This is a genomic window from Anabaena sp. PCC 7938, from assembly GCF_049315035.1.
Classification (GTDB): domain Bacteria; phylum Cyanobacteriota; class Cyanobacteriia; order Cyanobacteriales; family Nostocaceae; genus Anabaena; species Anabaena cylindrica.
In genome coordinates this window covers 2,189,661-2,216,467 of the sequence record NZ_CP186034.1, presented here as the reverse complement: position 1 = coordinate 2,216,467, position 26,807 = coordinate 2,189,661, and the positions used below count along the sequence as shown (strand labels likewise).

The 26,807-nt window shown below is 39.8% G+C and carries 23 protein-coding genes and 1 pseudogene; 8 read left to right on the top strand and 16 right to left on the bottom strand.

The genetic code is table 11. The features are described 5' to 3' along the window. The first annotated feature begins 84 nt into the window (after positions 1-84). A complete protein-coding gene (locus tag ACOWPH_RS10185; RefSeq protein ID WP_015215272.1) occupies positions 85-1,275 on the top strand; it encodes a PP2C family protein-serine/threonine phosphatase in 1,191 nt (396 codons plus the stop codon). Between the two features lie 286 nt (positions 1,276-1,561). Here the strand turns inward: ACOWPH_RS10185 and ACOWPH_RS10180 are convergent, their stop codons facing one another. From ACOWPH_RS10180 to ACOWPH_RS10130, 11 genes and pseudogenes are all read right to left on the bottom strand, one after another. Beyond that, entirely contained in the window at positions 1,562-1,885 is a 324-nt protein-coding gene (locus tag ACOWPH_RS10180) for an STAS domain-containing protein (protein WP_052334530.1), read from the bottom strand. 216 nt (positions 1,886-2,101) lie between these two features. After that, the gene (locus ACOWPH_RS10175; protein WP_015215270.1) at positions 2,102-2,569 is read right to left on the bottom strand and encodes an ATP-binding protein; all 468 of its coding nucleotides are present in this window, start codon (positions 2,567-2,569) and stop codon (positions 2,102-2,104) included. A gap of 49 nt (positions 2,570-2,618) precedes the next feature. Further along, positions 2,619-3,617: a sugar transferase gene (locus ACOWPH_RS10170; RefSeq protein ID WP_015215269.1), complete on the bottom strand. Its 999-nt coding sequence runs from the start codon at positions 3,615-3,617 to the stop codon at positions 2,619-2,621. A gap of 51 nt (positions 3,618-3,668) precedes the next feature. Then, positions 3,669-4,196, bottom strand: coding sequence for a glycosyltransferase (locus ACOWPH_RS10165; protein WP_015215268.1), 528 nt, complete (start codon positions 4,194-4,196; stop codon positions 3,669-3,671). A gap of 80 nt (positions 4,197-4,276) precedes the next feature. Then, positions 4,277-4,705 carry a UDP-N-acetylglucosamine--LPS N-acetylglucosamine transferase gene (locus tag ACOWPH_RS10160; protein WP_422665720.1) on the bottom strand — a complete coding sequence of 143 codons (429 nt, stop codon included), beginning with the start codon at positions 4,703-4,705 and terminating at the stop codon, positions 4,277-4,279. Between the two features lie 54 nt (positions 4,706-4,759). After that, complete coding sequence (locus ACOWPH_RS10155; protein WP_015215266.1) at positions 4,760-5,782, bottom strand: glycosyltransferase family 2 protein; 1,023 nt, start codon at positions 5,780-5,782, stop codon at positions 4,760-4,762. Positions 5,783-5,809: 27 nt separating this feature from the next. Further along, positions 5,810-6,775, bottom strand: a complete 966-nt coding sequence (locus ACOWPH_RS10150) for a glycosyltransferase family 2 protein (RefSeq protein ID WP_015215265.1) — start codon at positions 6,773-6,775, stop codon at positions 5,810-5,812. Further along, positions 6,772-8,050: pseudogene (locus tag ACOWPH_RS10145) on the bottom strand (lipopolysaccharide biosynthesis protein). Before ACOWPH_RS10145 ends, ACOWPH_RS10150 begins: the two are co-directional and overlap by 4 nt. Then, entirely contained in the window at positions 8,047-9,045 is a 999-nt protein-coding gene (locus ACOWPH_RS10140) for a glycosyltransferase family 4 protein (protein WP_015215263.1), read from the bottom strand. The pseudogene ACOWPH_RS10145 and the gene ACOWPH_RS10140 overlap by 4 nt, the downstream one beginning before the upstream one ends. After that, positions 9,042-10,103 (bottom strand): polysaccharide pyruvyl transferase family protein, encoded by a 1,062-nt coding sequence (locus tag ACOWPH_RS10135; RefSeq protein WP_015215262.1) that lies wholly within the window; start codon positions 10,101-10,103, stop codon positions 9,042-9,044. Before ACOWPH_RS10135 ends, ACOWPH_RS10140 begins: the two co-directional genes overlap by 4 nt. 791 nt (positions 10,104-10,894) lie before the next feature. Next, positions 10,895-12,730 carry a sensor histidine kinase gene (locus ACOWPH_RS10130; RefSeq protein ID WP_015215261.1) on the bottom strand — a complete coding sequence of 612 codons (1,836 nt, stop codon included), beginning with the start codon at positions 12,728-12,730 and terminating at the stop codon, positions 10,895-10,897. A 239-nt stretch (positions 12,731-12,969) separates the two neighbouring features. Between ACOWPH_RS10130 and ACOWPH_RS10125 the strand changes: the two genes are divergently transcribed. From ACOWPH_RS10125 to ACOWPH_RS10110, 4 genes are all read left to right on the top strand, one after another. Next, entirely contained in the window at positions 12,970-13,998 is a 1,029-nt protein-coding gene (locus ACOWPH_RS10125) for a polysaccharide biosynthesis/export family protein (RefSeq protein ID WP_015215260.1), read from the top strand. Then, complete coding sequence (locus ACOWPH_RS10120; RefSeq protein WP_015215259.1) at positions 13,995-15,392, top strand: GumC family protein; 1,398 nt, start codon at positions 13,995-13,997, stop codon at positions 15,390-15,392. The genes ACOWPH_RS10125 and ACOWPH_RS10120 overlap by 4 nt, the downstream gene beginning before the upstream one ends. Before the next feature lie 87 nt (positions 15,393-15,479). Next, the gene (locus ACOWPH_RS10115) at positions 15,480-16,805 is read left to right on the top strand and encodes a hypothetical protein (protein WP_015215258.1); all 1,326 of its coding nucleotides are present in this window, start codon (positions 15,480-15,482) and stop codon (positions 16,803-16,805) included. Between the two features lie 86 nt (positions 16,806-16,891). Then, positions 16,892-17,113: a hypothetical protein gene (locus tag ACOWPH_RS10110; protein ID WP_096713136.1), complete on the top strand. Its 222-nt coding sequence runs from the start codon at positions 16,892-16,894 to the stop codon at positions 17,111-17,113. On the opposite strand, the gene ACOWPH_RS10105 is transcribed toward ACOWPH_RS10110, so the two are convergent. The 3 genes from ACOWPH_RS10105 to ACOWPH_RS10095 all read right to left on the bottom strand — a co-directional run bounded on the left by ACOWPH_RS10105 (position 17,100) and on the right by ACOWPH_RS10095 (position 20,707). Next, positions 17,100-18,440 carry a TldD/PmbA family protein gene (locus ACOWPH_RS10105; protein ID WP_015215257.1) on the bottom strand — a complete coding sequence of 447 codons (1,341 nt, stop codon included), beginning with the start codon at positions 18,438-18,440 and terminating at the stop codon, positions 17,100-17,102. The genes ACOWPH_RS10110 and ACOWPH_RS10105 overlap by 14 nt on opposite strands. A gap of 126 nt (positions 18,441-18,566) precedes the next feature. After that, positions 18,567-20,039, bottom strand: a complete 1,473-nt coding sequence (locus ACOWPH_RS10100) for a TldD/PmbA family protein (protein WP_015215256.1) — start codon at positions 20,037-20,039, stop codon at positions 18,567-18,569. Positions 20,040-20,287: 248 nt separating this feature from the next. Next, entirely contained in the window at positions 20,288-20,707 is a 420-nt protein-coding gene (locus tag ACOWPH_RS10095; RefSeq protein ID WP_015215255.1) for a hypothetical protein, read from the bottom strand. 383 nt (positions 20,708-21,090) lie between these two features. Here ACOWPH_RS10095 and ACOWPH_RS10090 point away from each other — a divergent pair, with 383 nt between their 5' ends. Next, positions 21,091-22,863 (top strand): ShlB/FhaC/HecB family hemolysin secretion/activation protein, encoded by a 1,773-nt coding sequence (locus tag ACOWPH_RS10090; protein WP_015215254.1) that lies wholly within the window; start codon positions 21,091-21,093, stop codon positions 22,861-22,863. 156 nt (positions 22,864-23,019) lie between these two features. Here the strand turns inward: ACOWPH_RS10090 and lpxD are convergent, their stop codons facing one another. Continuing rightward, complete coding sequence (gene lpxD, locus ACOWPH_RS10085; RefSeq protein WP_015215253.1) at positions 23,020-24,066, bottom strand: UDP-3-O-(3-hydroxymyristoyl)glucosamine N-acyltransferase; 1,047 nt, start codon at positions 24,064-24,066, stop codon at positions 23,020-23,022. A gap of 197 nt (positions 24,067-24,263) precedes the next feature. On the opposite strand from lpxD, the gene ACOWPH_RS10080 reads away from it, so the two are divergent. Continuing rightward, positions 24,264-24,488 carry a FitA-like ribbon-helix-helix domain-containing protein gene (locus ACOWPH_RS10080; protein ID WP_015215252.1) on the top strand — a complete coding sequence of 75 codons (225 nt, stop codon included), beginning with the start codon at positions 24,264-24,266 and terminating at the stop codon, positions 24,486-24,488. Next, on the top strand, positions 24,488-24,880 hold the full coding sequence (locus ACOWPH_RS10075) for a type II toxin-antitoxin system VapC family toxin (RefSeq protein ID WP_015215251.1): 393 nt from the start codon (positions 24,488-24,490) through the stop codon (positions 24,878-24,880). Before ACOWPH_RS10080 ends, ACOWPH_RS10075 begins: the two co-directional genes overlap by 1 nt. A 464-nt stretch (positions 24,881-25,344) precedes the next feature. Here ACOWPH_RS10075 and ACOWPH_RS10070 read toward each other — a convergent pair whose 3' ends face one another. Beyond that, positions 25,345-26,589 carry an NAD(P)/FAD-dependent oxidoreductase gene (locus ACOWPH_RS10070; protein ID WP_015215250.1) on the bottom strand — a complete coding sequence of 415 codons (1,245 nt, stop codon included), beginning with the start codon at positions 26,587-26,589 and terminating at the stop codon, positions 25,345-25,347. Positions 26,590-26,807: the final 218 nt, after the last annotated feature.

Genomic DNA, 26,807 nt, shown 5'->3' with positions numbered 1-26,807 from the left:
CTCCTGACTCCTGACTCCTGACTCCTGACTCCTGACTCCTGACTCCTTCTGTATCATATTTGTTAAAGTAGGCAATTACCAATTATGTTGGAAATATCTGATCAGAAAATTAAAATTTTAGTCATTGATGATGATCGAATTATTCAAATAGTTCTTAAACAAACACTGCAAGGACAGGGATATGAAGTTATTCTCGCTTCTAGCGGTACACAAGGTGTAGAGCAAGCTTATCAACATCATCCAGCCTTGATTATTTGTGATTGGCAAATGGATGAAATGGATGGCTTAGAGGTATGCCGCATTATTAAATCTGAACCATCTTTATCAACAACATTTTTCATTCTTCTTACCGCCCGCACAGCCATTGCAGATAGAGTTGAAGGTTTAGACAATGGTGCGGATGATTTCTTGAGCAAACCCATTGATGTAAGTGAACTAAAAGCACGAGTGCGAGCAGGACTGAGATTATATCAAACTAATCAAGAACTTCAGAGATTAGCCCAAGATTTACAAATCCAAAAACAGCTTTTAGAAACAGAATTGAATGAAGCTGCTGAGTATGTAAAATCTATTCTTCCTGAATCAATGTCAGGATTAGTGACAATAAATTCTAGGTTTTTGCCTTCCAGTCAATTGGGTGGTGATTGTTTTGATTACTATTGGTTAGATAAAGATAACTTAGTTATTTATTTGTTGGATGTTTCAGGACATGGATTAGCTGCGGCTTTTCCTTCAATTTTTGTACATAATTTACTGCGATCGCAAAGTCTCCCTAAAGCCAACTTTTATCAACCATCAGCAGTTCTCAATGCCTTGAATGAAGTTTTTCACATGGAAAAGCATAACGCCCGTTACTTTACCATTTGGTATGGAGTTTTTAACCGCATTTCTAATCAATTAACTTATTCTACTGCTGGACATCCACCAGCTTTATTACTTTCTCAATCAACTGAATCTAGTATAGATATTAAACAGTTAATTACTCCCAGTATGCCAATTGGAGCATTTGCAGAATCAGAATACCAGAATGCTGTATGTGACATTCAAGCATCTAGTAAAATTTATGTTTTTAGCGATGGAGTATATGAAATTGAACAGCCTGATGGTAGTCTCTGGAATTTGAATGGGTTTATTAATTTATTGACAAGATATAATCAAAAAAATGAAATGGATTTAGATGATATTATAGAAGGTATTAAAACAGAAACAGGAAATCAACTTTTTACAGATGATTGCTCTTTATTAGAAATAAGTTTTACCTCAATTGAACTTTAAGAATTAGGTAAATAAATTGTATTTCCTCAGTTGAGCGACGTACAAAAACCCCACCCCCAACCCCCTCCTCCTTCGGATTCACCAGTCGCCTACAGCGCTGGTTCACCGCAAGCGATGAGGGGGCTATGATGTATTTCATTCAAATGCATACCGCTATATGGCAGGGAACAGAAGAGAAAAATATTCTTCTTCCTGACTCCTGACTCCTGACTCCTGACTCCTGACTCCTGACTCCTGACTCCTGACTCCTGACTCCTGACTCCTGACTCCTGACTCCTGACTCTACTTATATAAATGATGCTTGATCAGGTAACACTTCAAAAACTTGATTTGTATTAGTCATATCAAATATCATTTTTATTTGCTCGTTGATAGAACAAATTACCAATCTAACATTTTTTTGTCGAACTGTTTTTAGGGTTACTAGCAAGGCACTAAAACCAGAACTATCCATAAATGTAACATCTTGAAAATCAATCAAAATGGTTTTGATATCAGAGGTTAGTTGATCAACTTCTTCAAGAAGTTGTTGTCCATTCTTACTGTTAAAAATGCCTTGAGGCTGAATCATTTTTACTTGCGAATCCATAAATGTATGTGAAGTAGACATTTTGAAGTTTGGTTATATTAATTTACAGTACACTGGAAAATTTATAGCATTTCCTAGCCTAATGAAGTACAAAAATATCTGCGTTTATCTGCGTCCATCTGCGTTTAATTATTACTTCTTGTACCTCACTTGAATGGGAATTGCTATATCACACGACATGAGTAAATTAACCATCAGTTTTAAGAAGGTTAAAAATATTGTGTCAGAAATTTAGCATCATAAAATACCTAGTTGCTTTTTCAGTAGTAAGCAGTTCCTATTTTCTAAATTACGCGTATAACTAATCGTCCAGCCATAGTCTTCTCTGAGCTTCAGGAAAAAAATACAACCCCATTGAAATTCATGATCTAAAGGATTAAATTCGCTTTGGCTAGTTTCTTGATTGAAACTTTCTATAGCTGCTTCTAAATCAAAAACATCACCTTGATCCCAAATACAGATTTGGAAATATTCAGGAGACATTTGTACTTCTAAATCAACAAGAGTTTCAGGACTAAGGTGTTTGTGGGCATGACGTACTACATTTGTAAAACCTTCCAGTAAAGCAGTCTGTCCTTCTAGCCAGGTTTGATAAGATATCTGTTTGTTGTTGAATTGATTAAACCATTCCACAACTGTTGCCATTGCGTCAATATCGCTAACAACTTGTAGATTGTAATGATGGAGCAATAAATTTGTTTCCATGAAATTTTAGTAAAAGAAAGGTAAGCTGCTTTAAACTACTAAAAATGGGTTATGCAGCTCCTGAATCTTTATTGAAAACGACAATAAATGTTTTCAAAATTAATTTGACATCGTAACCAAGACTCCAATTTTCTTGGTAGCGTAAATCAAGTTTAACTACATCTTCAAAGTTGCGAATTTTTGAGCGGCCATTGACTTGCCATTCACCACTCAAACCTGGTCTGACATCTAATCTTTGCCAATTAAAAATTTCGTATTGTTCTAACTCATCTTGGGTGGGTGGACGAGTACCAATTAAACTCATATCTCCTTTTAGTATATTCCAGAATTGAGGAAATTCATCTAAGCTAGTTTTGCGAAGAAAGCGACCAACACGGGTAATGCGGGGGTCATGATCATTTTTAAAAAAAGCACCAGAAGCTTGATTATTAATGGTAGATTTGAGAGCCTCAGCATTAGTTACCATTGAGCGAAACTTCCAAATGCGAAACCGTCTTCCCATCCAACCACAACGGGTCTGACTAAATAGTATAGGCCCAGGACTATCAAGTTTGATAGCGATCGCAATGGGAACGAACAGTACGGCAGTCACACCCAAGCCCAGAATAGCCCCTACAATGTCCATTGTCCGTTTCATAGGCGATCGCACCGAAGCATGGGTTAAAGGTGGACGCTGTTGAGATTTACGGCTTACAGTAGGGATAATTGCCTCAGTATCGGCTTGAATATTCAATATTTTATCCAAACCAACCAAGGAAAATGCTAATTTCACCTGGGGGTTAGGACTCCAAACAGTTAATTGAATGTTTTTAGCCTTTGCAGACTTGATATTAGTAATGAGTGAACCAATACCACTACTATCAATAATTGTCGTTTGACCAAAATCTAAAATGATTTTAGTGATACTAGAATCTTCCAGCAATTCTTGAAAATACTTCCGAAAAGATACAGCCTCTATCACAGTTAATCGAGATGGTAACTGTACTAAAAGAGTATTATGAAAACGATTAGTAACTAAGGGTGTAATTGCTTTAGTCTGAAAAGTCATAATCTTTACCTGGAAAAGAGTTAATTAAAAAATAGAGAATAGGAAAAAGTTTTAATTGATACTCTTAACCTCCTGCCTTTTTTGTAATCTATCATCCTTGAGATTTTGACCAAAGCGAGATTGTAAACTCTGACAAAGAGCGATCGCACTAGCTTGAGAAACATCGGCAACAGAAACCCTTCTAGGGGCATCTATAAACCGCACCAAATCTCCGGGACACCAAGCAATAGGAACATTAATTTGTGATAGTGCTAAACCGAGTTCGACCTGATGATCATCAACGTGTTCTTTAAACTCTTGACTGCGCGAGACTAAAATATAAGGCTTATCCAAAGAATCCAAAAGCAGTAAAGTTCCTTCACCACAATGGGCAATCACTATTCGCGCTTGTTTGATCAAATCTTGAAACTTGTCTTCTTTCAGAAATTGGTACACCTTTGCACCAGCAGGTAAAATAGTTGATTTTCCATATTGAACAACTACTTCTTCTTGAATAATTTCTGACTGTAACAATACCTCAATCCATTGCATCAGCCGATTAAAAGGATATTGTTCTGTGCCAACTGTGACTAAAATCATAAATTAAAGAGGGAATAGGGAATAGGGAATAGGGAATAAAGATTTTTTAATAACTTAAAACCTCCTGGGGAATCACAAGTTCAGCTTGAGGATAACGGACTTGCAGTTGTGGCCACTGCACATATAAAACACTGAGAACAAGGTAAAACTAACTTAGCCGATAGACTTAAAGTATGAATCCGAGTTACCGATTCAATAAATACCGTTTTGCTACCCAATAATTTGCCCAAAATCAGAAAAGGAACAGCAACACCAGCACCAGTAGAGATAATGACATCTGGTCGAGTTTGCCTAAGTAGTCGCCAAGCTAGAAACAGATTTCTGAACAAATTAGGAAGATTACGATTAGTAGGACTATAAGCCCAATAAACCTTTTCTTCAGTTAAATCAGCTTCGGTAGTTGCAGTGCGAAAAGTCACCCAAACTCGATCTTGATTTTCCCAAAAAGGACGTAATTGTTGCAGAGCCTTAAAATGTCCACCAGAAGAACAAACTAATAAAACTGTCATAATTGGTAATGGGTAATTGGTGATTGATGATTGGGATTAAAAAGAATTTATTCACTAACTCATTTGTTCTTTTTGAATACGTTTTTGCTGATTTGCTCCAGTGATTTGCATGATTAATTTCTCTAGCCATTGGTAGATTGATTTTGGCAGCAACCATAATAAATAGGCAGCAATAAAAGAGATGAAAGTGCGTCGAGGTTCCTCCAAAATAATCTGCCAATAAGTCCCCAAAGCTTGGTTAATTAAAGTAACTGCCATTCGTGAAGATCTTTGTCTTGTAGCTCGTCGTGCTAAATATCGTAGTTGATAGGCTCTAGCTTTATCGCCCCATTGCTCAATAAACTCAGGATTATAAACTTGGGTTTTGATCAGAATTTGTTCCCAAGATTCATATTGTTTAAAAAGATTAGCCGACAAACCACCGCTATTTAAACGATAAAGAGTAAGTGCCTCAGGAATACCTTCTATTTTCCAAGTTGTTTGGAGAGCAATACGTAACCAACATTCAATATCTTCAGATTGACGAAAACGATCATCAAAATAAAAATCTTCCACCTCCCCATGAACATTAGCTTCAAACTTAATAGCCGTTAAAACATCCCTACGAATTACAACCGAAGATCCATTACTAATAGGATTACGACAGAACAGATATTCTGGAGTAATATTTTTTAACTTAGGCATTTGATAAATACCCAAAGGTTTACTCTGATCATCAATAAATAAAGACCGAGAAAAACTCACCCCCACCTGCGGCGAACGCTGCAAATGTTGAAGATGCTTTTCTAACTTTTCTGGCAACCATAAATCATCACTATCAACAAAAGCTAAAAACTCCCCTTTCGCGTGACGAATTCCTGTATTTCTTGCCCCAGCCAAACCGCGATTTTGTTGATGAATAATCTTAATTCGCTTATCCTTAAACTGCCGACAAATCTCAATACTTTTATCAGTCGCACCATCATCAACAATAATAATTTCTAAATTTCCATAGGTTTGTGCCAGAACAGACTCCAGAGTTTCAGCAACCGTTTTCTCAGAATTATAAACAGGAATAATTACAGATATTTTAGGCATGATATTAATTAGGTAACTTTAAAACTCTCAACTCTTCCTCTCTGTGACTCTGCGTCTCTGCGTGAAAAAAATCTTTTCCATCACCAACCCCCCAAACACAGCCATCAAAGTAAACAAACTCCGTCGTGGCTGATGAAACAACAACCGCCAATCAGAAACCAAAGCACGACTCATAAAATCCACCCCCACCGCAGCCGGTAACTTTAACCGAAAAGCCCGTCGAGCCAGATAACGCAAATGCAGAGCTTGAGCCAAAGCAAAATAATTTTCAACCAATTGTGGAGCATAGATTTTCGCCTTCTCCACCAGTTGATTCCAACCTGTTTCCATCCGATACAAATTTGATGACAGCCCAGCGGAACTGGTACGATAGCGAGTTAACACCTGGTTTATCCCCGCAATTTCCCAAACACCAGTGCAGATTACCCGCAGTAACCATTCCAAATCTTCGGAATAACTCATGTCAGGAGAAAAGCCTCCTACTTGAGCAAATACCTCTTTACGAACTACCCAATTAGAAGTAGTAGTCGTAGGGTTTTCTGAAAGTAAATGCTCTGGTTTTAAGTCAGTTAAACGGGAACTAGAAACTTGTCCAGTTGGTTCACCTGCGGGGGTGAGGATTTCGACTTGTGAAAAGCTCACTCCTAACCGGGGATGAGATTGAAAATGTTGCAGGTGTTGTTGAAGTTTATCGGGAAGCCATTGATCATCAGCATCGAGAAAAGCAATTATTTTACCTCTGCTTTTTTCGATTCCTAAATTACGAGCGGTAGAAACTCCTTGATTTCGTTGATGAATTAAATGAATGCAATGATTTGTTTCTTGATATTGCCTGACAACTGCAACTGTGTCATCCGTAGAACCATCATTTATTATTAATAATTCCCAGTCAGAGTAAGTTTGTTGTTGAACAGATGTTATGGCTGCTGGTAAAAACTGAGCGGCATTGTAAGCGGGAATAATTACTGTCACCATGGGGTTAATATTTGTCATGGGTTCACCTCTTGCAAGAATTTAGGTAATTTTTGCCGAGTTGCCCAGAAGGTATATATTTGGTTGCAAAGTCAGGTGAGTTGCCATTACGGCCACTGCTGCTCCTAAAATTCCCCAGTTTGTACCGATGATAATGGCAGTAGCTAAACAAGCAGTAAACAAGAGATTCCAACGCAATTCAATTTCTGGTTGACCAAAGGCACGAAACATTAAAGAAGCTGCATCAGCAAAGGGACGGGATAAAGCCGAACAACAAATCAAAATTAATATAGATACGGCTCCTCTTTCTACCCATTTTTGCCCAAATATGAGGGGGACATAAAAGGGGGCTAAACTGGATTGCAAGACTACTAAAGGAACAATCATTAAGGCTATTTTGCGTAAACTGTGGGTATAGCGTTGGGTAAATAACTCTGTCTGAGATTTGAGATCACATAGGTCAGAAAATAGTGAGACTCGTATAGCATTTATTACACTTAAACTAATTCCTAATCCAGCATTAAAAGCAAAATAATAAACTCCCAAAGCTTCTACACCCACAAATCTCCCAATCAAAAGATAATCTACGTTTTCTCGAAAAATTGTGAGTAATTCTATGCCCAATATACGACTAGCAAAGGATGTAATTTGTTGCCATTTATCAAATGTAAAAGATTTTGTCATCCGCCAAGGATGATATTTAAAGGTGAGAATAATCCAAATCGGTGCGACTAAAAACTTCGGTAATACAATTGCCCACATTCCCATACCTGAAAGGGCAAAAATTGCCGTCAATACATTATCTGTAGAGACTTGGACTGAACTAATGAGGGCGAGAATATTTAAGCGGTTTTCTCTTCTAATTAAGGCTGTTTGTACCATTGCCAGGGGATAAATTAGGTAAGTTACGGCAATGAGACAGATGGGAACAATGAGATGGGAATTATTATAGAATTGTGCGATCGCTAATGATGCTAAACATTGACCGACAAATAAAACTAAGGCTATTACCCAATTCAAGCCATAAGCAGTGCGGCATAACTCTTCTACTTCGCTGGCTTCGGCTTGCACGATTTTGTCGGCAATACCGTTGCGGGTGAAGACGCGAATAAATTCAAAAGTCATCAAGACTATGGCAGCTAAACCATAATCTTCTGCACTGAGAAAACGAGCAAGAATGACGGTGGTAACAAGGCGAAATACCCTAATGACTAATTCAGAAGCCCCCATCCAGCCAATATTGCGGATAAAGCGGTCTTTTTTGAAAGCGGATAAAGTTTGAGCGATCGCTTTCATGTCAATTCCTCCAGCAACACTTCCCAGTTAGATAGGTAAGTTTGCCAAGAATTGATTGCTGAAGCTTTTCCCTGTTGTCCTTTATGTTCTAATTCCAGTGCAGGTAAATCGACTAATTCCTGAATTGCTTTAGCTAGTGCTACAGAATTTTCTGGGGGAATAAGCAGTCCAAAGTCTTGAATTTGCTCACTCAAACCATCCACTGCGGAAGCAATAATTGGTTTACCAGCAGCCCTAGCTTCTAAACAAACATTACCCCAAGGTTCCCACCGGGAGGGAATAACCACGGCATCGCACTGACTTAAAAAAGCAGGGACATCATCAATGCGTCCCACAAATTCGATGTGGGGACAGTTAGCAGCTAATTGTTTTAATTTGTCTTCGTCTTGTCCACCACCACCAATTTGTAATTGGATTCTGGAACCGGGAATGTGTTTGACTGCATCAATCAGAATATCAAAGCCTTTTTGATAGGAAAATCGCCCATAAGCACCTAATATGAAAGGTTGATTTGACAATCTCGGTTTGGGGGGAATATTGAAAAAGGGATAAATCAACCGGGAGAACGGAATTACACTGATTTTGTCAGCCGACGCTAATTGGTTTTTGAGTATCCAATTTTGCTGTCCTTGAGAAACAGTAACTAAGCGATCGCACATTCCGTAAGCCAGTTTTAACATTCTATGAAACCGGGTCAGTGATGGCACATTAAAAGCTTCAAAACCTGCGCTGTAGTGATGTTCATTGATGATTAACTTGCCTGAACGCCGTAGTTTCCACAGCGGTAGTAACCCCTGCCAGGAGGAAGCAGCATGAACTATAGTCACGTCTGGGTGGTGTTTTGAGATGACAGAAGATGCTGCTGATAAAGGCGCAGTAATAAACTCAAATTTTTCCGACAGCCATGACATTTCTAAACTTTTTAATGTGGCTTTAATGCCACCAGTCCAACCCATGCCTTGACCACCTACAAAATGGCAAACTTTTGGTTTCATGGCTGTAATATTCGGTTATAGCAGTTTTGAAAATCCCGTTTGACCTGTTGACGAATTGCTTCATGGTCAAATTTAGTAGCACAAGTAATAGCGATCGCATCCAAATGAATATCTGGATTAAACTCTTCTAGGCTGCAACCTGGTATTTGTAAGCGGTTGGTTAAATCTCTACCCTTATTTGAGTAGTACAAGTTAAAAGGAATTCGTCCACTAGCTAAGGCTAAAACTGATGTATGATATCTGATTGCCACAATCAGACCGCAAATAGCCAATGCACCCATTACCAATTCCCAGTTAGGTAGTTCATGGGTAAAGGCAAAGGGATTAAAAATTTTCAGATTCGGTACTTGTTGGACAATTTCCTTGGCCATAGCCAAGTCATTATCAGCACCGTAAGCTTGAGACTGAATCAGCAATACAGGTTGATATCCCTGTTGGCAGAATTTCCGACTTAAGGACACAAGTTGTTTTTGAAACTGCTGATTGTCATGGCGATACATGGAATCAAAGGTACGCAGAGAAATCAAAGCTGCTGATTCTGGTCGAATTTCCAGTGTTTTTAACAGCTGTGCTGCGAGGTCTTTGGCTTGCTCGCTCGCCGATAGAGTAAATGCTGCATCAAAAGATAAAATGGCTGGGATGCCAGCTGTCGTTAAACGTTGATGGCTTTCGACATCTCGCACGCAAACAGCAGCCAACCGATGCAAGCATAAGGTCAAGGCTCGAAAACTCAAACCGTGACATGATCGGGGAATAGATTGACCAAACACAAAGGTATGCTTGGGCGATCGCCTTAACTGAAGCAAATTCCTAATGAAGGATTTGGTAATTAAGCCTTCACGGGCGTTATTAAAAATATCGCCACCGACACTAATATAAGCATCGCAATGCTTAATCTGCGGCACAATTTGCAAACCGGGAATGTAATCCGGTACCGAATCTTGGAATTGAGCCACAACCTCAGCCTCAGATGCTAGAGCAGTTAAGGCACTATAAATGGCTGCATCACCAATATTGAGCGTTGAATAAGTGTTTAGCAGACCAACAGTGAGTCCCATTTATGGAGATTCTCATAATTAATTGACTGGTAAATGCCCGGAAAAAAATAGTCGGGTTAAGCAATCATGCCACCCAACAAAAACTTTGATTATTTGGGTTTTTTGATGTCAACCCAACCTGAAATCTACAAGGATTTTAAGACCATGTAGACGGACTTTCCCCGAAAGACCAATGGGTTGCTGTGATTGCTGTTTGCTTTTTGATTAGTAGATTTCCAGCACCTCCTGAGATGGCAAACAGGGTTACTGAGAAAAAATGCATACTTTTAAAAAACCTGTATTATTTTTATATACTTAATTTGGCTCAATGTCAAATAAAATTTGTATCATTTTTGATGATTGACTACCAACTGATTCGGCTATTGAATCTCACTAATTTCCCTGATTGACATCAGTAATTAAAATCGGCAATTACGTAACTTACGCCTTACAGTTGGCTCAATAGCTAGTTAAATTGGTCAAAATGGGATGGGAACATCTCAATTAATACAGTAAAATAAATATTAATTATTAGGGAAGATTTAAACTAAATTTTCTAGTTATAAATACTACTAAGTCTAGTCTTTTTGCTCTCACGAATTACCGAGATACTTATTTACGTATTTTCTCTGACAATGCTTAAGCTTTGAAATTTTAATACCATAGTTGCGACCCTAACCTTATCGGAGGTCGGAGGTCGGAGGTCGGAGTTCGGAGTTCGGTGTTAAGGGTTAAAATTGAAGAGGAAAAGGCACGCATATTTGACTCATGACAGATAATCAAGGAATAACAACTAAATCCCTAATAATTTGTTAAACAAGCTGCTTAACAGGGATTTGAATGATAAACTCGGTTTTTTCTCCAACGTTGGAAACACATTCTAAGGTGCCACCGTGTTTTTCAATAACGATTTGGTAACTGATAGCCATGCCCATACCAGTTCCCTTACCAATGGGCTTGGTTGTAAAAAAAGGGTTAAAAATCTGCTCTCGAACAGCTTCAGGTATGCCAGAACCGTTATCAGCGATCGTAATTGTTACCCATTGTGGATCAATCATCGCAGTGCGAATCACGATTTGATGGGGATAATCTTTAATTTCTTGATAGGTTCGGTTGATATTCAATTCTTCTAGGGCATCAATCGCATTTACTAGGATATTCATAAACACCTGATTGAGTGGACCAGGATAACATTCCACCAATGGCAAATCACCATATTCACGAATCACGTTAATTTCTGGACTTTTTGGTTTAGCTTTGAGGCGGTGTTGCAAAATCAGCAGTGTACTATCTATACCTTCGTGGATATTAACGGTTTTGAATTCTGCTTCATCTAAGCGCGAGAAGTTGCGAAGGGAATTAACAATTTCGCGGATGCGATTAGTGCCTATTTCCATTGAGCGGAGAATTTGGGGTAGGTCTTCTTGCAAAAAAGACAGATCTATTTCTTCTGCTTCTTTCTCAATTTCCACAACCGGATTTGGGTAATATTTTTGGTAAAGTTGGACAAAATTCAGCAAATTCTGGGCATATTGCTCTAAATGGGTCAGGTTACCATGAATGAAATTAATCGGGTTATTAATCTCATGGGCCACACCTGCCACTAGTAGTCCCAAGGCAGACATCTTTTCATTTTGCAACATTTGAGTTTGAGTGTTGCGGAGTTTTTCTAAGAGTTCTTTAAGCTCAATATTTTTTTGGTTCAGTTGTTGGGTGCGCTCATCTACCTTCAGTTCTAAAGTCTCGTTATTTTCGTGTTGCTGGTCTAACAGAATTTTTACCGACGTAATTAGTTCATTGAAGGATGTTGCTAAGATTCCCACCTCATCTTCAGTTGTCACAGGAACTTGCAGCGCAAAATTTGATTCCCTAAGTGCTTGTTGAGTTACTTCGGTGAGAGATTGAATGGGACGGGCAATAGCATGACTAGTGACAATGGAGAGCAGAATAGCGATCGCTACCGAAGTCACCATACTTATACCAATAACCCATAAACGTAGAACGCTACTACTACTCATAGCGACCTGTGCCGCCGCGTATTCGTTCTTACTCATGATCCCGATGATCTTCAAATCTTGAATAAAATCATCAATTTGGTCGGTTAATGTGCTTTGCTCTAGTTTGACTAAATCTGCTCTCAAGCGGACAATCTTTTCAGGGGTTAAGGTTTTTGTACCGAAATTGGCGAATAGTTGATCAAGTTCTTGGATGTATGCTTCTGGAATACCCTCATACTTTTCCAAAAAAGCATCTATAGCTTCGGCTTCACCCGGTAATTCATCATCTTCTTGCCCTTCTGTACCGCCCTCAGACTGTTTAAACTCTTGCCAACTCTGACGAAATTTATTGTAATACTCCTGCCATTCTGTGTATTCTGCTTGCGAATGCACAGGATCAGAAAGTAAGTCAAGAGTCCGATGCTGATGAGCAAATGTTTGTAGCCCATCAATTTGCAAGCTAGTGATGATTTCTATTTCTTCTAGGGCATCTTCGATCAATGCCTCTGCTTGTCGTTGTTCCCGGTCGGCTAAGACAATTCCCAGACCTGTGCCAGCGATCGCAACTCCCAGGGATAGTCCATAACCCCAAGCGATTTTCTGTTGCACCAGCAAATGGTTTAGCCAATCCCTGATTTTAAAATTTATCATTTTATCTTCATTTACAGCAGCCGTCTGACTAAGTAGTGATATAGAAGGAAATTTTTCCTTCTATCAACTCCAGACTTTGTGTTGGTTATATTTAACTTAATTTATGTACTGAAGATAACATACAATCTAAGTATATCATAAAATTAACGCAAGAGCGGATATTTAATGAATAAGGTATAAATTTAGTATCTAAATGCTGACAAATTTCTAAAATATTCAGTTGGGGATTTTAACTGTCGATGCTTAAACGGTTAATCTTTAATACCATAGTTGCAACCCTAACCTTTGCAACACCTAGTTTGGCATTGCCTCTATCTCCGGGCGATCGCGTCAAGGTAACTATTCCCGAAGGAGCAGAGTTTAGTGGAATTTTTGAAGTCAACTTAGAAGGCAATTTAGAGATTCCCTATCTCACCCCCTTGCCTGTTGTGGGTTTAGAACCAGAGCAAGTGGAGGAAAATCTGACGACAGTTTTGATTGATGGCGCTTTTTTCCAACCCTCCTTTCTCCAGGTGAGTTTGAAAGTAGTGCAGTGGGGGCCTGTGGAGGTGTTTGTTAGTGGGGCAACATTTTTACCCGGAAGGGTATTTATTAATGAACCTTCCCCAGGGGAGAAAACACAGCCACCTGTACCAGTGGCCGGACAATATCCCCCAAACCGTTACTTAGCAGCGGCTATCCGTGATGCAGGTGGAGTCAAACCTACTGCTGATATCAAAAACATTCAATTGATTCGTGACAAAAAAACCAGAATTATTGACCTATCTGGTTTGTTTACAGGTGAACCCTTTGTCGATTTGCCATTGATTGCAGGCGATCGCATTATTGTTCCAGATTCAGGACAAATGAACAATGAACTCGTGCGTCCTTCCCCAATTACCCCGACGGGGGTAAAAGTATTTCTTTCTAATCTCACCGTACCAGCTACAGGTAACGCCAGTTCTGGGGTTGGTCGTGATGCTACTTCGTTTCCTTATGGTGCCCGCTTTTCCCATGCAGTGGTAGCTGCCAACTGTGCTGGGGGAACAAGGGGTACTAATGCCGAACGCAAGGCCATCCTAGTAACTACTGAGCAGTTGACTGGAAAAACTACGTATTTACAACGCCATATCAACGATCTACTGACAAATTCCACCAGCGATGCCAACAACCCTTTTCTCCAGGCGAATGATATAGTCACTTGCTATGACTCAAAAGTCGTGCAGTTTCGGGATATTATCCAAACCATTTTATCCCCTATCCCCATTTTGCGAGATTTGCTCAAATGATACAGCAACAGTTAGTTTTGAAAATGGTCAATCTGGGGAGTTTGCTCAAAGGCCGTTGGCTGCGTTATCTCATCCTCAGTGCAATAGGTAACACTTTGATTTGGGGGTCATCGCTCCACTATTTGAAAGTTACCAAACCTACCTACACCAGTGAGTGGGGTTTAATTCTTAGCAGTGGTAGTTTAGGAGTGAGCGTCAATTTGCCAGGAATTGGTCAAGCGTCTTCTTCTAGTGGTTCGGCTTTAGGAAGTTCGACTTATGATCCGAGAGCAAATCTTGAGTATATTTTTACCAGCGATCGGGTTTTAAAAGCCGCTGCTGCGATCGCTAAAATTCCGGCTGATAAATTCCCAAAGCCTCGCATCAAACTGTTAAATAACACAACAATCATGCTGTTTGAAGTGACTGGCAAAAGTCCAGAAGAAGCACGGGATAAATCTTTGGCACTCTATCAAGCAATAGTCAGCCACATTAATGTTTTACGAACTGGAGAAATTAATCAGCGAGGAAAACCTTCCCAGGCAATTTTGCTTTCAGCCCAATACAAATTAGAGGAAGCTCAAAAAAGGCTCTCGGAATATAAAATACGTTCTGGGCTAAGTTTTCCTGATCAAGTAGGTAATTTATCTACCAATATTGAGCAGCTGCGCCGGTTGCGAGCAGAAACTAATGCCCAAGAGCAGATGACTAACAAACGAATGCAGCAGTTGTCTGAAGATTTGGGACTTTCTTCCGCAGAAGCAGCAACAGCTTTTCTTCTCCACGTAGACCAAGTTTTTCAACAAAACCTCAAGGATTATAGTGAAGCTAAAACCACCTTGGAAGTTTTAATTACTAAGTTTGGAGTCAATCATCCCCAGGTAATTAAAGAAACAAAACGGCAAGATGCCGCTTGGGTAGCCTTACTCCAGCGTGGTGAATACCTATCAGGAAAGCCTCTCACTCCTAACACACTCAATCGTTTAGCTTTAGCTGTGAATGGATCTGCGCGGGATACATTATTCCAAAGTTTGGTAACTTATCAATCAGATCAAAAGGGACTCAAAGCCCAAGTCCAAGGATTAGACTCTGCGATCGCACAACTAGAAAAGCGTTTGGATAATCTCTCTCAAAAGCAATCAATCTTAGAAAACTTGAAGCGAGATCAACAGATTGCTGAAGCGGTATTTGCATCTACCCTCACCAAATTAGATTTAGGACAAGGAGACGTGTTTTCAACCTATCCTTTAATTCAAATGGCAATGGAGCCTAGTTTACCCGATGACCCCACTACTCCCAAGAAGAACTTTATCCTCGTTGGAGCAGCGATCGGTTCGGTCTTTTCCACCCTTGGTCTTGCTTTGCTATGGATTCGTAAACCCTGGATAGAAAAGCTATCTAAGTGGATATCATGATGCAGGAGTCAGGAGTTCGGAGTTCGGAGTTCGGAGTTCGGAGTTCGGAGTTCGGAGTCAGGAGTTTGGAGTTTTCAAAGGAAATAGATGGTAAAGCAGAGCAAAAAAGATGATATTAAACCAGAGAATGTACCAGAAAAAGTGGTCTGGTGGGCGATCGCTAACACTTATGCCATCTGGGTTTTTGGGGGGCTATACGTTGTTGGCGCTCTCTTGGGTTGGATACTACTACTGTTTTTACTAATCAAAATTCTGGCGCAAACTGAAGACACCCCAGACGACGAAAAAATCACCATCTCCTTATCTTTGTGGGTTTGGATTGCAGGAATGCTGATGATGGAAGTGGCATTGATAGCCGGACATCTCGACTACAATTTACCAACAGGTCTAATCATTAAATCCTCCATTGGCTGGGCTAAAGGTTGGGCTGCACTGGCTCTGTATCCCTTAGCAGGATGTTTAAAAATTCGCCCCCAGATAATTTATCGAGCCGTGTGTGTTGTGGGTTTTCATACCCTGTTGATCATCCCTTTTTTACTGTTAGCACCCTCTTTGCACCTACCCCAAGTTCTCTATGTCTCACCACTAAAAGCCGTAGGGGGACCAGGTAATGAATTTTTTGACGTGCCTCTCTATGAAATTGATGGCAGCACAGGTGACTTACGTTGGCGGCTATTTACTCCTTGGGGTCCAGCATTAGGTTTTGTTGGCAATGTTAACTTTATGCTGGCCTTGCAAGAAAAAAATAAAAAATGGCGCAGGTTAGGACTAGCAGGATCAGTGATCATGTGTTTTGTTTGTAAATCCCGTATGGCTCAGGTTTGCATCGTCCTCATCCCGTTATTTACAAAAGTTTTTTCTGGTTTAGCTCGGCCAAAGATGCTAATTGGAGTGGGTTTTGTTAGTTACTTGAGTGGCATTTTCTCCCCATCAATCATTGTGGCCCTTGATAATTTTTGGGAAGGTTTTAAGGGAGCAAGAGCCGGATCTACAAGAGTACGCATGGCTTTAAAAGACATTGCTATATATCGCTGGAAAACTGAAGCTCCAATGTGGGGACATGGTGTGGTTGAAGAAGGACCTCACATTGTTGAGCATATGCCCATTGGTTCACACCATAGCTGGGCAGGTTTATTATTTGTGAAGGGAATTATTGGCTTTATGGCTCTAGCTCTTCCTTTGGGTTTCAGTTTTGTTGATTTGTTAATTAAGTCAATGGACAGTAGACGAGAAACTGCCAAAGTTGGCTTGAGTATTGTGATGATTCTTTTCCTCTATACATTTGGTGAAAATTTAGAGATATTAGTTTATTTATATTGGCATGGATTACTGGTTATGGGTATTGGTTGTCAAGAAAACCCAAAATTTACAGATACTACAGAGACAGTTTACTGCATTCAGAGAACTCCATAAAAAAAAGATAATCCTATCTTGTGAAATGGGCAATACCAAGCATTTTTTGCTTTTATTAAATACTGCCCAAAAATCAATATAGCGGTATGCACGTGAATGAAATACATCATAGCCCCCTCATCGCTTGCGGGCGTGGGGTTCTTGATATCTCACTCAACCAAAAACCAATACTATTTCTTGATGATATCAGCCACAGATGCGCTTTATTAGTGGTTATAGAGCCGAAAATTCCTGCTTACTTAATGCTGCTACAAAATTTATTCGACGCAACCTCGCAGATGATTGGCATAACTTTTACTCACCAGTAATAGAAAGTTCACTCACCCAAACTCTGGGACACACTCCCCCTGGTGTTAACTCCACCTCTTTCTCTACATAAACAATTGACTGCAAAACTTCCAAAAAATCACCCGCAACCGTTGCCGACTCAATACTGGTTTTTTCACCTTTGTTAATTAACCAACCATCAAAAGGTAAAGAGAACGAACCTTGCAAAGATTTAACGCCAGCATGGAGAGCTTGTAAATCATCAATTAAAATCACATTCTCCGCAGTTTCTAAACTCAATTCTTGCTCAGGTTTGTCTGCTGCAAAAACGTGATAAAAATTGGGACTTACACTCACTTTTGCGCCAATACTAGCATTACCTGTAGGTGTAGTATTGAACCTTTTCGCAGTTCCCGCACTGTGTAGAAAGCTGGTTAAAACACCATTTTCTATCAACTTTACCTGACGGGTAGGAGTACCTTCGCCATCAAAAGTTTCTGCACCAATATTAGCTGGATGTAAAGCATCATCATAAACTGAAAGTAAAGGTGAAGCCAGTTGTTTACCAATATCCTCAGCTTTAGATAAACTTTGATTGTCAAGAATGCTTTGAGCGTTGAACAAATTAGAAAAAGCACCTAATAAACTCAAGAAAGCTTCTGGTGAAAAAACAACTCGATATTTACCAGTTTTAATTTTTTCATAGTTCAAATGACTGATAGTTTTCTCAGCCGTTTCCTTAATACAACCAGCAATATCTAACTCAGCTAAACTTTCCTTAACTCGATAAGCACCTGCACTGCGTGGTTTCTTATTTTCTTCCTCTGTTTTGGTGTAAAGATAAACTGTAGCTAAAGAATGAGATTCTGTTCTCACAGCACCATCACTATTAACATAAAACCTGTCACTATCCCTTTGTGCCAAACCATTATAAGGCACACTTGTAATAGCAGGATGAGTAGATAGAAGTTCTTTCTCAGCTACTAATAATTTCTCAATCAGTTCAGAAACTGGAGATTGGGGTGCTTTTTCGTGACGTGGATTAGCAATAGGAACAGTGGCTTCTGGACTAAAATCAGGAATGTTTTCCTTCACTCCAAAAAAACTAGCTTCATAAGCAGTTTTTAAAGCCAATTCTAATCCCAGGGGATCTACATCTGTGGTGCTAGTCACACCCATTGTATTCTCTTCATTCCAGACTCTAACAATTACACCAGAACGATTAGAAGCCTTAACTTGTTTCGGTTCACCTTGGTCAACCTGAACGCTCGTATCATCTACAGTTGAGCCGTAAATATCAAACTTTTTAATGCCCAATTTAGCGGCATTTTCTTGAGCGTAAGTTGCAATTTCTTGTATTTTTGTCATAGTCAATTCAAAGCTCAAAATTCAAAACTACTTAATAGATGGGCATTACCCACCCTACAATCTCAAACTCAATCTTGCTCTCTGTGCCTCTGCATCTGGAGCGTGAGACAGATATTCTAAAAGTTCTTACCGTCCACCAACAGTAATAGAATCAACCTTAATATGAGGTTGTCCAACTGTAGTGTAAATACTGCCACTAACAGAACCACAAAAACCGGGTGCAAGTTCTAAATCTTGGGAACACATGGAAATTTTATTCATAATTTCCTTAGCTTCACCAATCAAGGTAGCGCCTTTTAGCGGTTTAGTAAGTTTGCCATTTTCTATTAAATAAGCTTCATCAACACTAAAGTTAAACTGACCTGTAGCACCTACACTACCGCCACCCATTTTTTTACAGTAAATACCTTTATCAACAGAGGCAAATAAATCTTCGTTGGTGTATTCGCCTGTATCAATATAAGTATTCCGCATCCGACTTGCGGCGGCAAAGGTGTAATTTTGACGGCGGCCACTGCCTGTTCTAGGATGTCCGGTGCGAACTGAACCAGTTCTATCAGCTAAGAAGTTTTTGAGAACACCTTTTTCAATTAATAATGTTCTTTGTGCTGGCATTCCTTCGTCATCCATATCAATTGTACCGAAGGCATTATCAGCGCGTCCTTCATCCCAAGCTGTTAAACTTTCATGGGCAATTTTTTCGCCTTTTTTATCAGCAAAGGGTGTGGTGTTGCGTTCGATTTGGGTTGTTTCTAACAGGTGTCCGCAGGCTTCGTGGAAAATTACGCCGCCAAAGTGATTGGCCATGATAATTGGGTAAGTTCCTGATTCTACGTAATCTGCATAAAGCATTTTACCGGCTGATTCGGCGATTTGTTCAGATGCTTGTTGATAATCCCAAGTTCTCAGGAAATTAGCATCACTGGTGTTACCTGCACGTTCGGCAATGGAAGCACGGTTAGCACCATCAGCACAGAGGATATTAAATCCTACTGATTGAGTGAGGCGAATATCACGGGCAAATGTACCATCACTGGCAGCAACTAAAACTTCTTGCCAGTCACGGAAATAAGAAGCACGACGTGATTGGACGTGAGTAGCTTTTTTGTGGAGTTGGGCAGTACCATCAAGGAGAACTTCTCCCATTTCGCGGATAGAACTACACAAAGGTAGCCAGCCATCTTTGCCGCGTTTGCTGGCGTAGTCTCTCAGTAATTCGAGGTTAATTTCGGGAATGAAAGCATTAGCTGTAGGTAGTTGTAATCCTAAGATGGAAAGACCTTTTTCTAAAGCTGCTTTTAACCCGGAAAATGTCAGGTTATTGGTGCTGACGTAGCAGTCAGCTTTGCCACGAAATACTCTAACTCCTGCACCTGTGGCTAAACTGGGTGAAATACTGGTGATGGTGTCGTCTTCTGCTAAACAACTGATGTAGTTACGACGTTCTAAATAGAATTCGATAAAATCAGCACCAGCGGCGCGTCCTAGTCCTAAAAGGGTTGCCAGTGGGGCTTCCCAGGTTTCATCAAACCGTTCTGAGGTGGATGAATACTGGAGGGAGGGGAGTTGGTTCGAGAGAAGTAGGGTATTTGTAAGCATGAATTGCCTCGTCTGCTGGCGTTGTGACTGAAAAATCCTGGTGTGTTATCAGTCTAACAAATCCATGCAAGCGGCTGTTGGCAGTTAGGCAGTAGGGTTTTCCGCCATATCGTCTGGCAAACTGTGAGAGAAGGAGGAGAAAAAAGGGTGTTGCAGTATAAATGTTGGGATGAATTGAGCAAGCAAAGTAGGGGAAGTGATTTTTTTCCTTGCTAGATCATGCCACAAATACGCTTAATTAGTATCTTTTAAAAACATATATACGGAAATCTAGTAATTCCACTTGCTAAGATATGCTCAAAGTCTATTATTTTATCTTGATGCCGAAGGAGATAATCAATACTTGATTCATATTGTCCTCGCAGACACCCAAATACTATATCTCTTGGATTTCCATCTATACTCAGATTATTACGTAGGCCATCCATGATTAGAATTGATGAAGCAAGTAACTTTGCAACATACCACTCAAGATGAATCCAAAGATAAATTCCTGTTCGTCCAAAGCGTCCTGAATGTACAATTCTATTTCTAGTTTGATACAAACTATCTAGTTGATAATTTGTATTTTTTTTAGCTTTAACTATAACATCATGTAAATCTTTTAAATTTTTCCATTTTTCATTTATGTCACGGTATTGTTTACATAAAAGTGGTTCATTTTTCATATCATTATAAGGATCATCAACTGTCTTGTTTATACTTTAATCTATCATCCATTCATTTACAATTCCTTATTTTTACATAATTAGTACATTGTTGATTGTATAATAAAATGCAACGAATTTACTTTAGTTTTAACTAATACTACATAGATGGTAATGAAACTTCGTAGTTTAGCTAACTTAAGTACATTTAATCTTGCAATCAATAAAAGTTACATTTGCATCTTAAGTGGTACTTAGGTTGATTCCCAAAAAGCCGTTCTCTAAAATATTTTCCTGGCAATCAGACTATATGCAATCTTTTGTAATAAATTTATCACTATAATCTTTAAAATCATCCTCCAAAGAAGTATTATTTTATCTGGTGCAGAGCAAAATATTATAATATGTACTATAGAAGAACTGCGTTTTATTACTTGCTATTAAGTATACTAGTATCGCTTGATAGTGTAACGCCTCGACCTCTGAGAGCGCAGACTATAGAAACTGAACAAACATCAAAGGGTAATACCTTTTTATCCCAACAAATCCCACTCCCTCAAGATTTACAACCACCTTCATCTTCCCCATTTCCTGCGCCAAAAATTCCACAACTACTACCCCCACCAGCAGAACTATTTCCACCTACTGAGCAAATTACCCCACTGCCAGAACAATTTCCTAATAATTCGCCTACAACTATTGTTGTTGAACGGTTTGAAGTGATTGGTAGCACTGTATTTAGTGCTGAGGAGTTAGCTCAAGTGACTGCTGAATTTACTAAACGACCGATTTCGCTGGCTGAGGTGTTTCAGGCTCGTTCTCAAATTACTGATTTGTATATTAAGAATGGTTATATAACTTCTGGTGCGTATATTCCACCACAAGCTATCCAATCTGGTGTGATTAAAATTCAGGTAATTGAAGGTAAATTAGAAGACATAGAAATATTGGGTACAGGGCGACTTAATCCTAGTTATATACGTAGTCGTTTAGCAATAGCCACAAAAGCACCTGTCAATAGGGAACGTTTGCTGGAGGCTTTGCGATTGTTGCAACTTAATCCTTTGATTGAAAACTTGTCTGCGGAACTGTCTGCTGGTTCTCGGACTGGAACGAATATACTGCAAGTGAAGATTAATGAGGCGAAAACGTTCCATTCCCAAATTACCTTAGATAATGGTCGATCGCCTAGTGTTGGTAGTTTTCGTCGCCAATTGAATATATCTGAGGGTAATTTATTGGGCTTGGGAGACGCTCTGAGCCTGACTTACAGCAATACTGATGGCAGTAATTCTATTGATGCCAACTACACATTACCTGTGAATTCTCGCAATGGAACTATAGCTTTTAGCTTTAGTAATACATCCAGTAATGTAATTGAAGAGCCTTTTAATATCCTCGATATTCAGTCTAATTCTCGTGCCTATGAACTGACATTTCGTCAACCCATTGTTCAAAGTCCCACACAGGAATTTATCTTGGGTTTGACAGGTTCTCGACGGGAAAGTGAAGCTTCTTATATCCCCGGTGATCGCATTCCTTTCCCCTCAGTGGGAGCAGATGAAGAAGGACGCACAAGGTTATCTGCGTTGCGCTTTTTTCAAGAATGGACTACTCGCAACAGCTATCAAGTAATTGCCGTGCGATCGCAATTCAATCTAGGAATTGATTTCTTAAATCCTACAATTAATACATCTGCCCCCGATGGACGCTTTTTTTCTTGGCAGGGACAAGCTCAATGGGCAAGGCTTTTAGCTCCTGATACCTTATTGTTACTCCGTGCCAATACACAGTTATCCTCAAGAGCATTGCTACCTTTAGAACAATTTGGCTTAGGTGGTCAAGAAAGTGTACGTGGTTATCGTCAAGACTACTTACTCACAGATAACGGAACTTTGGTTTCTGCGGAAGTTCTCATACCCATTCTGCGCCTACCCAAGATGAATGGTATGTTACAGGTCATACCCTTTATAGATTTCGGTGTCGGCTGGAATAATTCAGGTACAGATAATCCCACACCTAATACTTTGGCTGCGGCAGGAATAGGTTGGCAATGGACACAGAACAATCTTACCGCTCGTCTGGATTGGGGAATTCCTTTAATATCAGTTGATACACAACCAGGAACATGGCAAGAAAATGGCTTGTATTTTTCTTTGCGATACAATCCTTTTTGAATGCATAAAATAGGTTTACACGCCTAACTGTACCACCTTTAATTTTACAAACCGCGCAACCAGAACGATCGCATCTATCAACCTGCATTATTATTCAGTCAGGGAAACTCTATTATTGAAGTAGTGCTTCCCAGAAATTATGTAGAACTGTTGAGTTTACTTGTGTCCTAGCTGACGTTGCAATTGTTTGAGAGATTGATATAAATCTGGCAAGCGACTATAAACAGCAGATACTTTGAGATATAGTTTATGTGGCATTGCTGGAGAGCCAGAAACAATCTCTCCGGGTGCGACATTGTTGTGAATGCCAGCTTGAGCAGATGCGATCGCACCATCTCCAATTTTGACCTGATTGGCTATTCCTGACTGTCCGGCTAAAATTACCCTATTTCCCACCTTTACACCACCAGCCATACCTGCTTGACCTGCGATCGCACAACCAGAACCTATTTGACATCCATGTCCTATCTGCACTAAGTTGTCAATTTTGGTATTGCGTCCGACTCTAGTTTCTCCCACTGCGGGACGGTCAATAGCAGAGTTACAACCCACTTCTACCCCGTCTTCTAAAACTGTGTAACCAGATTGTTCCATTTTTAACCAACCTGTGCGGGTGGGAACAAAGCCAAAACCCTCTGCACCGATGACAGCACCGCTATGAATTACGCAATCTGCACCGATGATGGTACGTTCATGGATAGTACAATTAGCGTGTAAAGTTGTGCGATCGCCTATTTTCCCATCTGGATAAATTACCACATTAGGATGAATAGTTGCACCGTTGCCGACTTCTACCCCTGATTCAATCACAACATGAGCGCCAATATAAACATCACTACCGATTTTGGCAGTGGGGTGAATGACTGCGGTGCTGTGTATATCTGGATTTGGACGATATGGTTGATAAAAAAGAGCGATCGCTTTAGCAAAAAATAAGCGTGGTTCAGAAGTTGCTAACCAGGCAATACCATTCTCTGTAGCTTGGATTTGCAACTTTTCATCTTGAGGCAAAATTAAAGCACTAGCCTCTGTCGAATTAATCAAAGAGGCAAACTTTTTCCCTTCCACATAGCTGATAGCACCCTTTTTCGCTTCATCAATAGCTGCTACTCCAGTAATTTCTGGGTTTTGGTTGGGCTGACTAGTAATACTGTGAGAAGTAACTGTGTCTGCTAATTGGCTGAGAATTTCACTAAATTTCATTATTTAGATCATAATATTTTCATTTGCTTTTTATTTATCACATTTTGCTCAGTTACTGTACGTTCGCTCATTTTTAACCTGCCAACCCTAATTAGACCCTACAAGGCGTGTAATCCAAGCGATTAATCAAATGCCAGCAAAGTGCTATCATTTAGGTAATGACCCGGTAGTAAAGCATCATTAGCAAAGAAGGCAGTATGGCAACAATTACCATTCGCAATATATCTGATGAGTTGCTTAATCGCATTAAACGCTTGGCAGCGCAAAAAGGGGTTTCGATGGAGCAAGAAGTCCGTGATTTGTTGCAAAAACGCTATGGACAACGGGATGAAGTGCTTGATCGTATTCGTCAACGAACGGAGACATTACCGATGGAAGCAGAAAGTCAGGTGCAGTCTTGGAAATCAGAAGGACGACCTTGATGGTAATTGATACAATGGTGTTTGCCTATACTCTCTTGCACGTAGAGGATAGGTATGAACAGGCGATCGCTGCTTTAGAAAGTGTAGATCAAATTGTGGTTCCTGATTCGTTATTTGCTGAGTTGGGCAATGTGATTTGGCAATGGATACAATTTCGACAGCTACCATTGCAAATGGGATTAACCGCAATGGAAGATGCCGAAGCATTAGTTGATGTCATGATTTCCAGTTCTCAAATTCGAGATATTGCTCTAAAACTAGCAGTCGAGGCAAGTCATTTGTTCTACGATACGTTATTCGTGGCAGCAGCAATTCAATTTGATACTCAGGTGCTAACTTATGATCGGAAACTGGCGGCTAAGTTTGGTGATAGGGTTCTATTACTGGAATAGGTTAGAAATTGTACACTTGACAAAAAAGGCAATAAGTGGATCAGGCGAATACAGAAAAAACAAGCAATCGCTTTTCACCAATGTTATACGTTTGCTGATAGCGTAGCGTAAGCCATAAAAGTCTTTTGCTTAGGGTTAGGAGTACCCCTGTTAAGGTGTACCAATAAAGTACTACCCATAAGCCTAATTTTACGTTGTATCCAAAACCCTGAAACCTAAATTTGAGTGCAAATCTGATTTTTTGCTTGGAAATTTTTATGGGTGCAAACCTAAAACCCTTATTAATTTGTTAGTACAAATGTTCACCTTAACAGGGGTAGGGTTAGGAGTCAGGAGGAAGAATTAGAAGAAGAGAAGAATAGTCTTGAATCTGGTCAAGTGATAGGTTTTTGGTAGTTTCAACGCTTATTGCTTGAATTCATTTTTAACTCCTGATAACGCAACGAATCGCCCAGCCATATTCCTTAGTTCTGAACTCCTTCCATTCCCATTTCTCTCCCAGCTAAATAAGCAGTTGTCCAAGCGCTTTGGAAGTTAAAGCCACCGGTGATACCATCAACATCTAAGATTTCACCAGCAAAGTATAAACCCGGAACTAACTTACTTTCCATTGTTTTAAAGTTAACTTCTTTGAGGCTAACCCCACCACAGGTAACGAATTCTTCTTTAAAAGCACCTTTACCTGTAATTGCGTATTCTCCCTGAGAAATTTCTTGGACTAGCTGATTTAAGGTTTTGTTAGAAATACCTGCCCAACGGTCTTCTGTGGTTATATCTGCACGGCTGATCAGATATTGCCAGAGACGGTGAGGTAAGTCTACACCCCGATGGAGTGCGATCGCTTTTTTGCCCCATTCCTCTTTTACGTCTAACAGCTTTTGTCTAACTTCTTCTTGTTGTAAGTTTGGCAACCAATTGATGAATAATTTACATTGATAGCGGTTTTGATTGAGAATCCTTGCACCCCAGGCAGAAAGTTTGAGGACAGCAGGGCCACTCAAGCCCCAGTGGGTAATCAACAAGGGGCCAGTTTGTTGCAATTGGTTTTCACCTGCGATTGATAACCGCAGATTTACAGGATTAACACTAATTCCTGCTAATGCACGCAATTGAGGGTCAGCAATATTGAAGGTAAATAAAGAAGGGACTGGGGGTTCGATGTGATGACCTAATTCTCTGGCGATTTTATAACCTATGATGCTACTACCTGTAGCTAAAAGCAAGCGATCGCAATATTTAGTTTCTCCTGACTTGAAAATAATTTCAAACCCTGCATTTTGTCGGTTCACAGAAATTACAGGTGTGCCAATACTCAGTTCTAACCCCGCAGTAAACGCCGCTTTAATCAGACATTCGGCTATGGTTTCGGAACGATCTGTAATCGGAAACATCCGCCCATCAGCTTCAGTTTTCAAATTTACACCATGAGCTACAAACCAGTCTACAGTGTCTAGGGGTTGAAAACGAGTGAAAGCACCCCGCAAGGCTTTTCCACCTCTGGGATAATTGAGGACTAACTCCTCAGGATGAAAACAAGCGTGAGTGACATTACAGCGTCCCCCACCGGAAATTAGCACTTTTGCCAAAGGTTGACGACTGGCTTCGATTAACGTAACTTGGGCTTGGGGATTAGCTTCAGCACAAGCGATCGCACCAAAAAATCCCGCAGCCCCACCACCAATAACTACAATTTTTAAAGGTAATACCATTTTAACTTTTAGATTTTAGACTGTAAAAGACTTGCTACATCAGCTTTGCAGTTTTACCATCTTTTTATTTCCTCATGTCAACTTAATCAGATTTCTTTTTATTGATCCTTCCTTAAATTCTCAATTTAACTAGTTCGTACATACTATTTTATATGCATTTTAGTGAACTCCAAAAAATAAGTTATCTTCTTTAACCGCATCAAAACGACTTTTCCTCT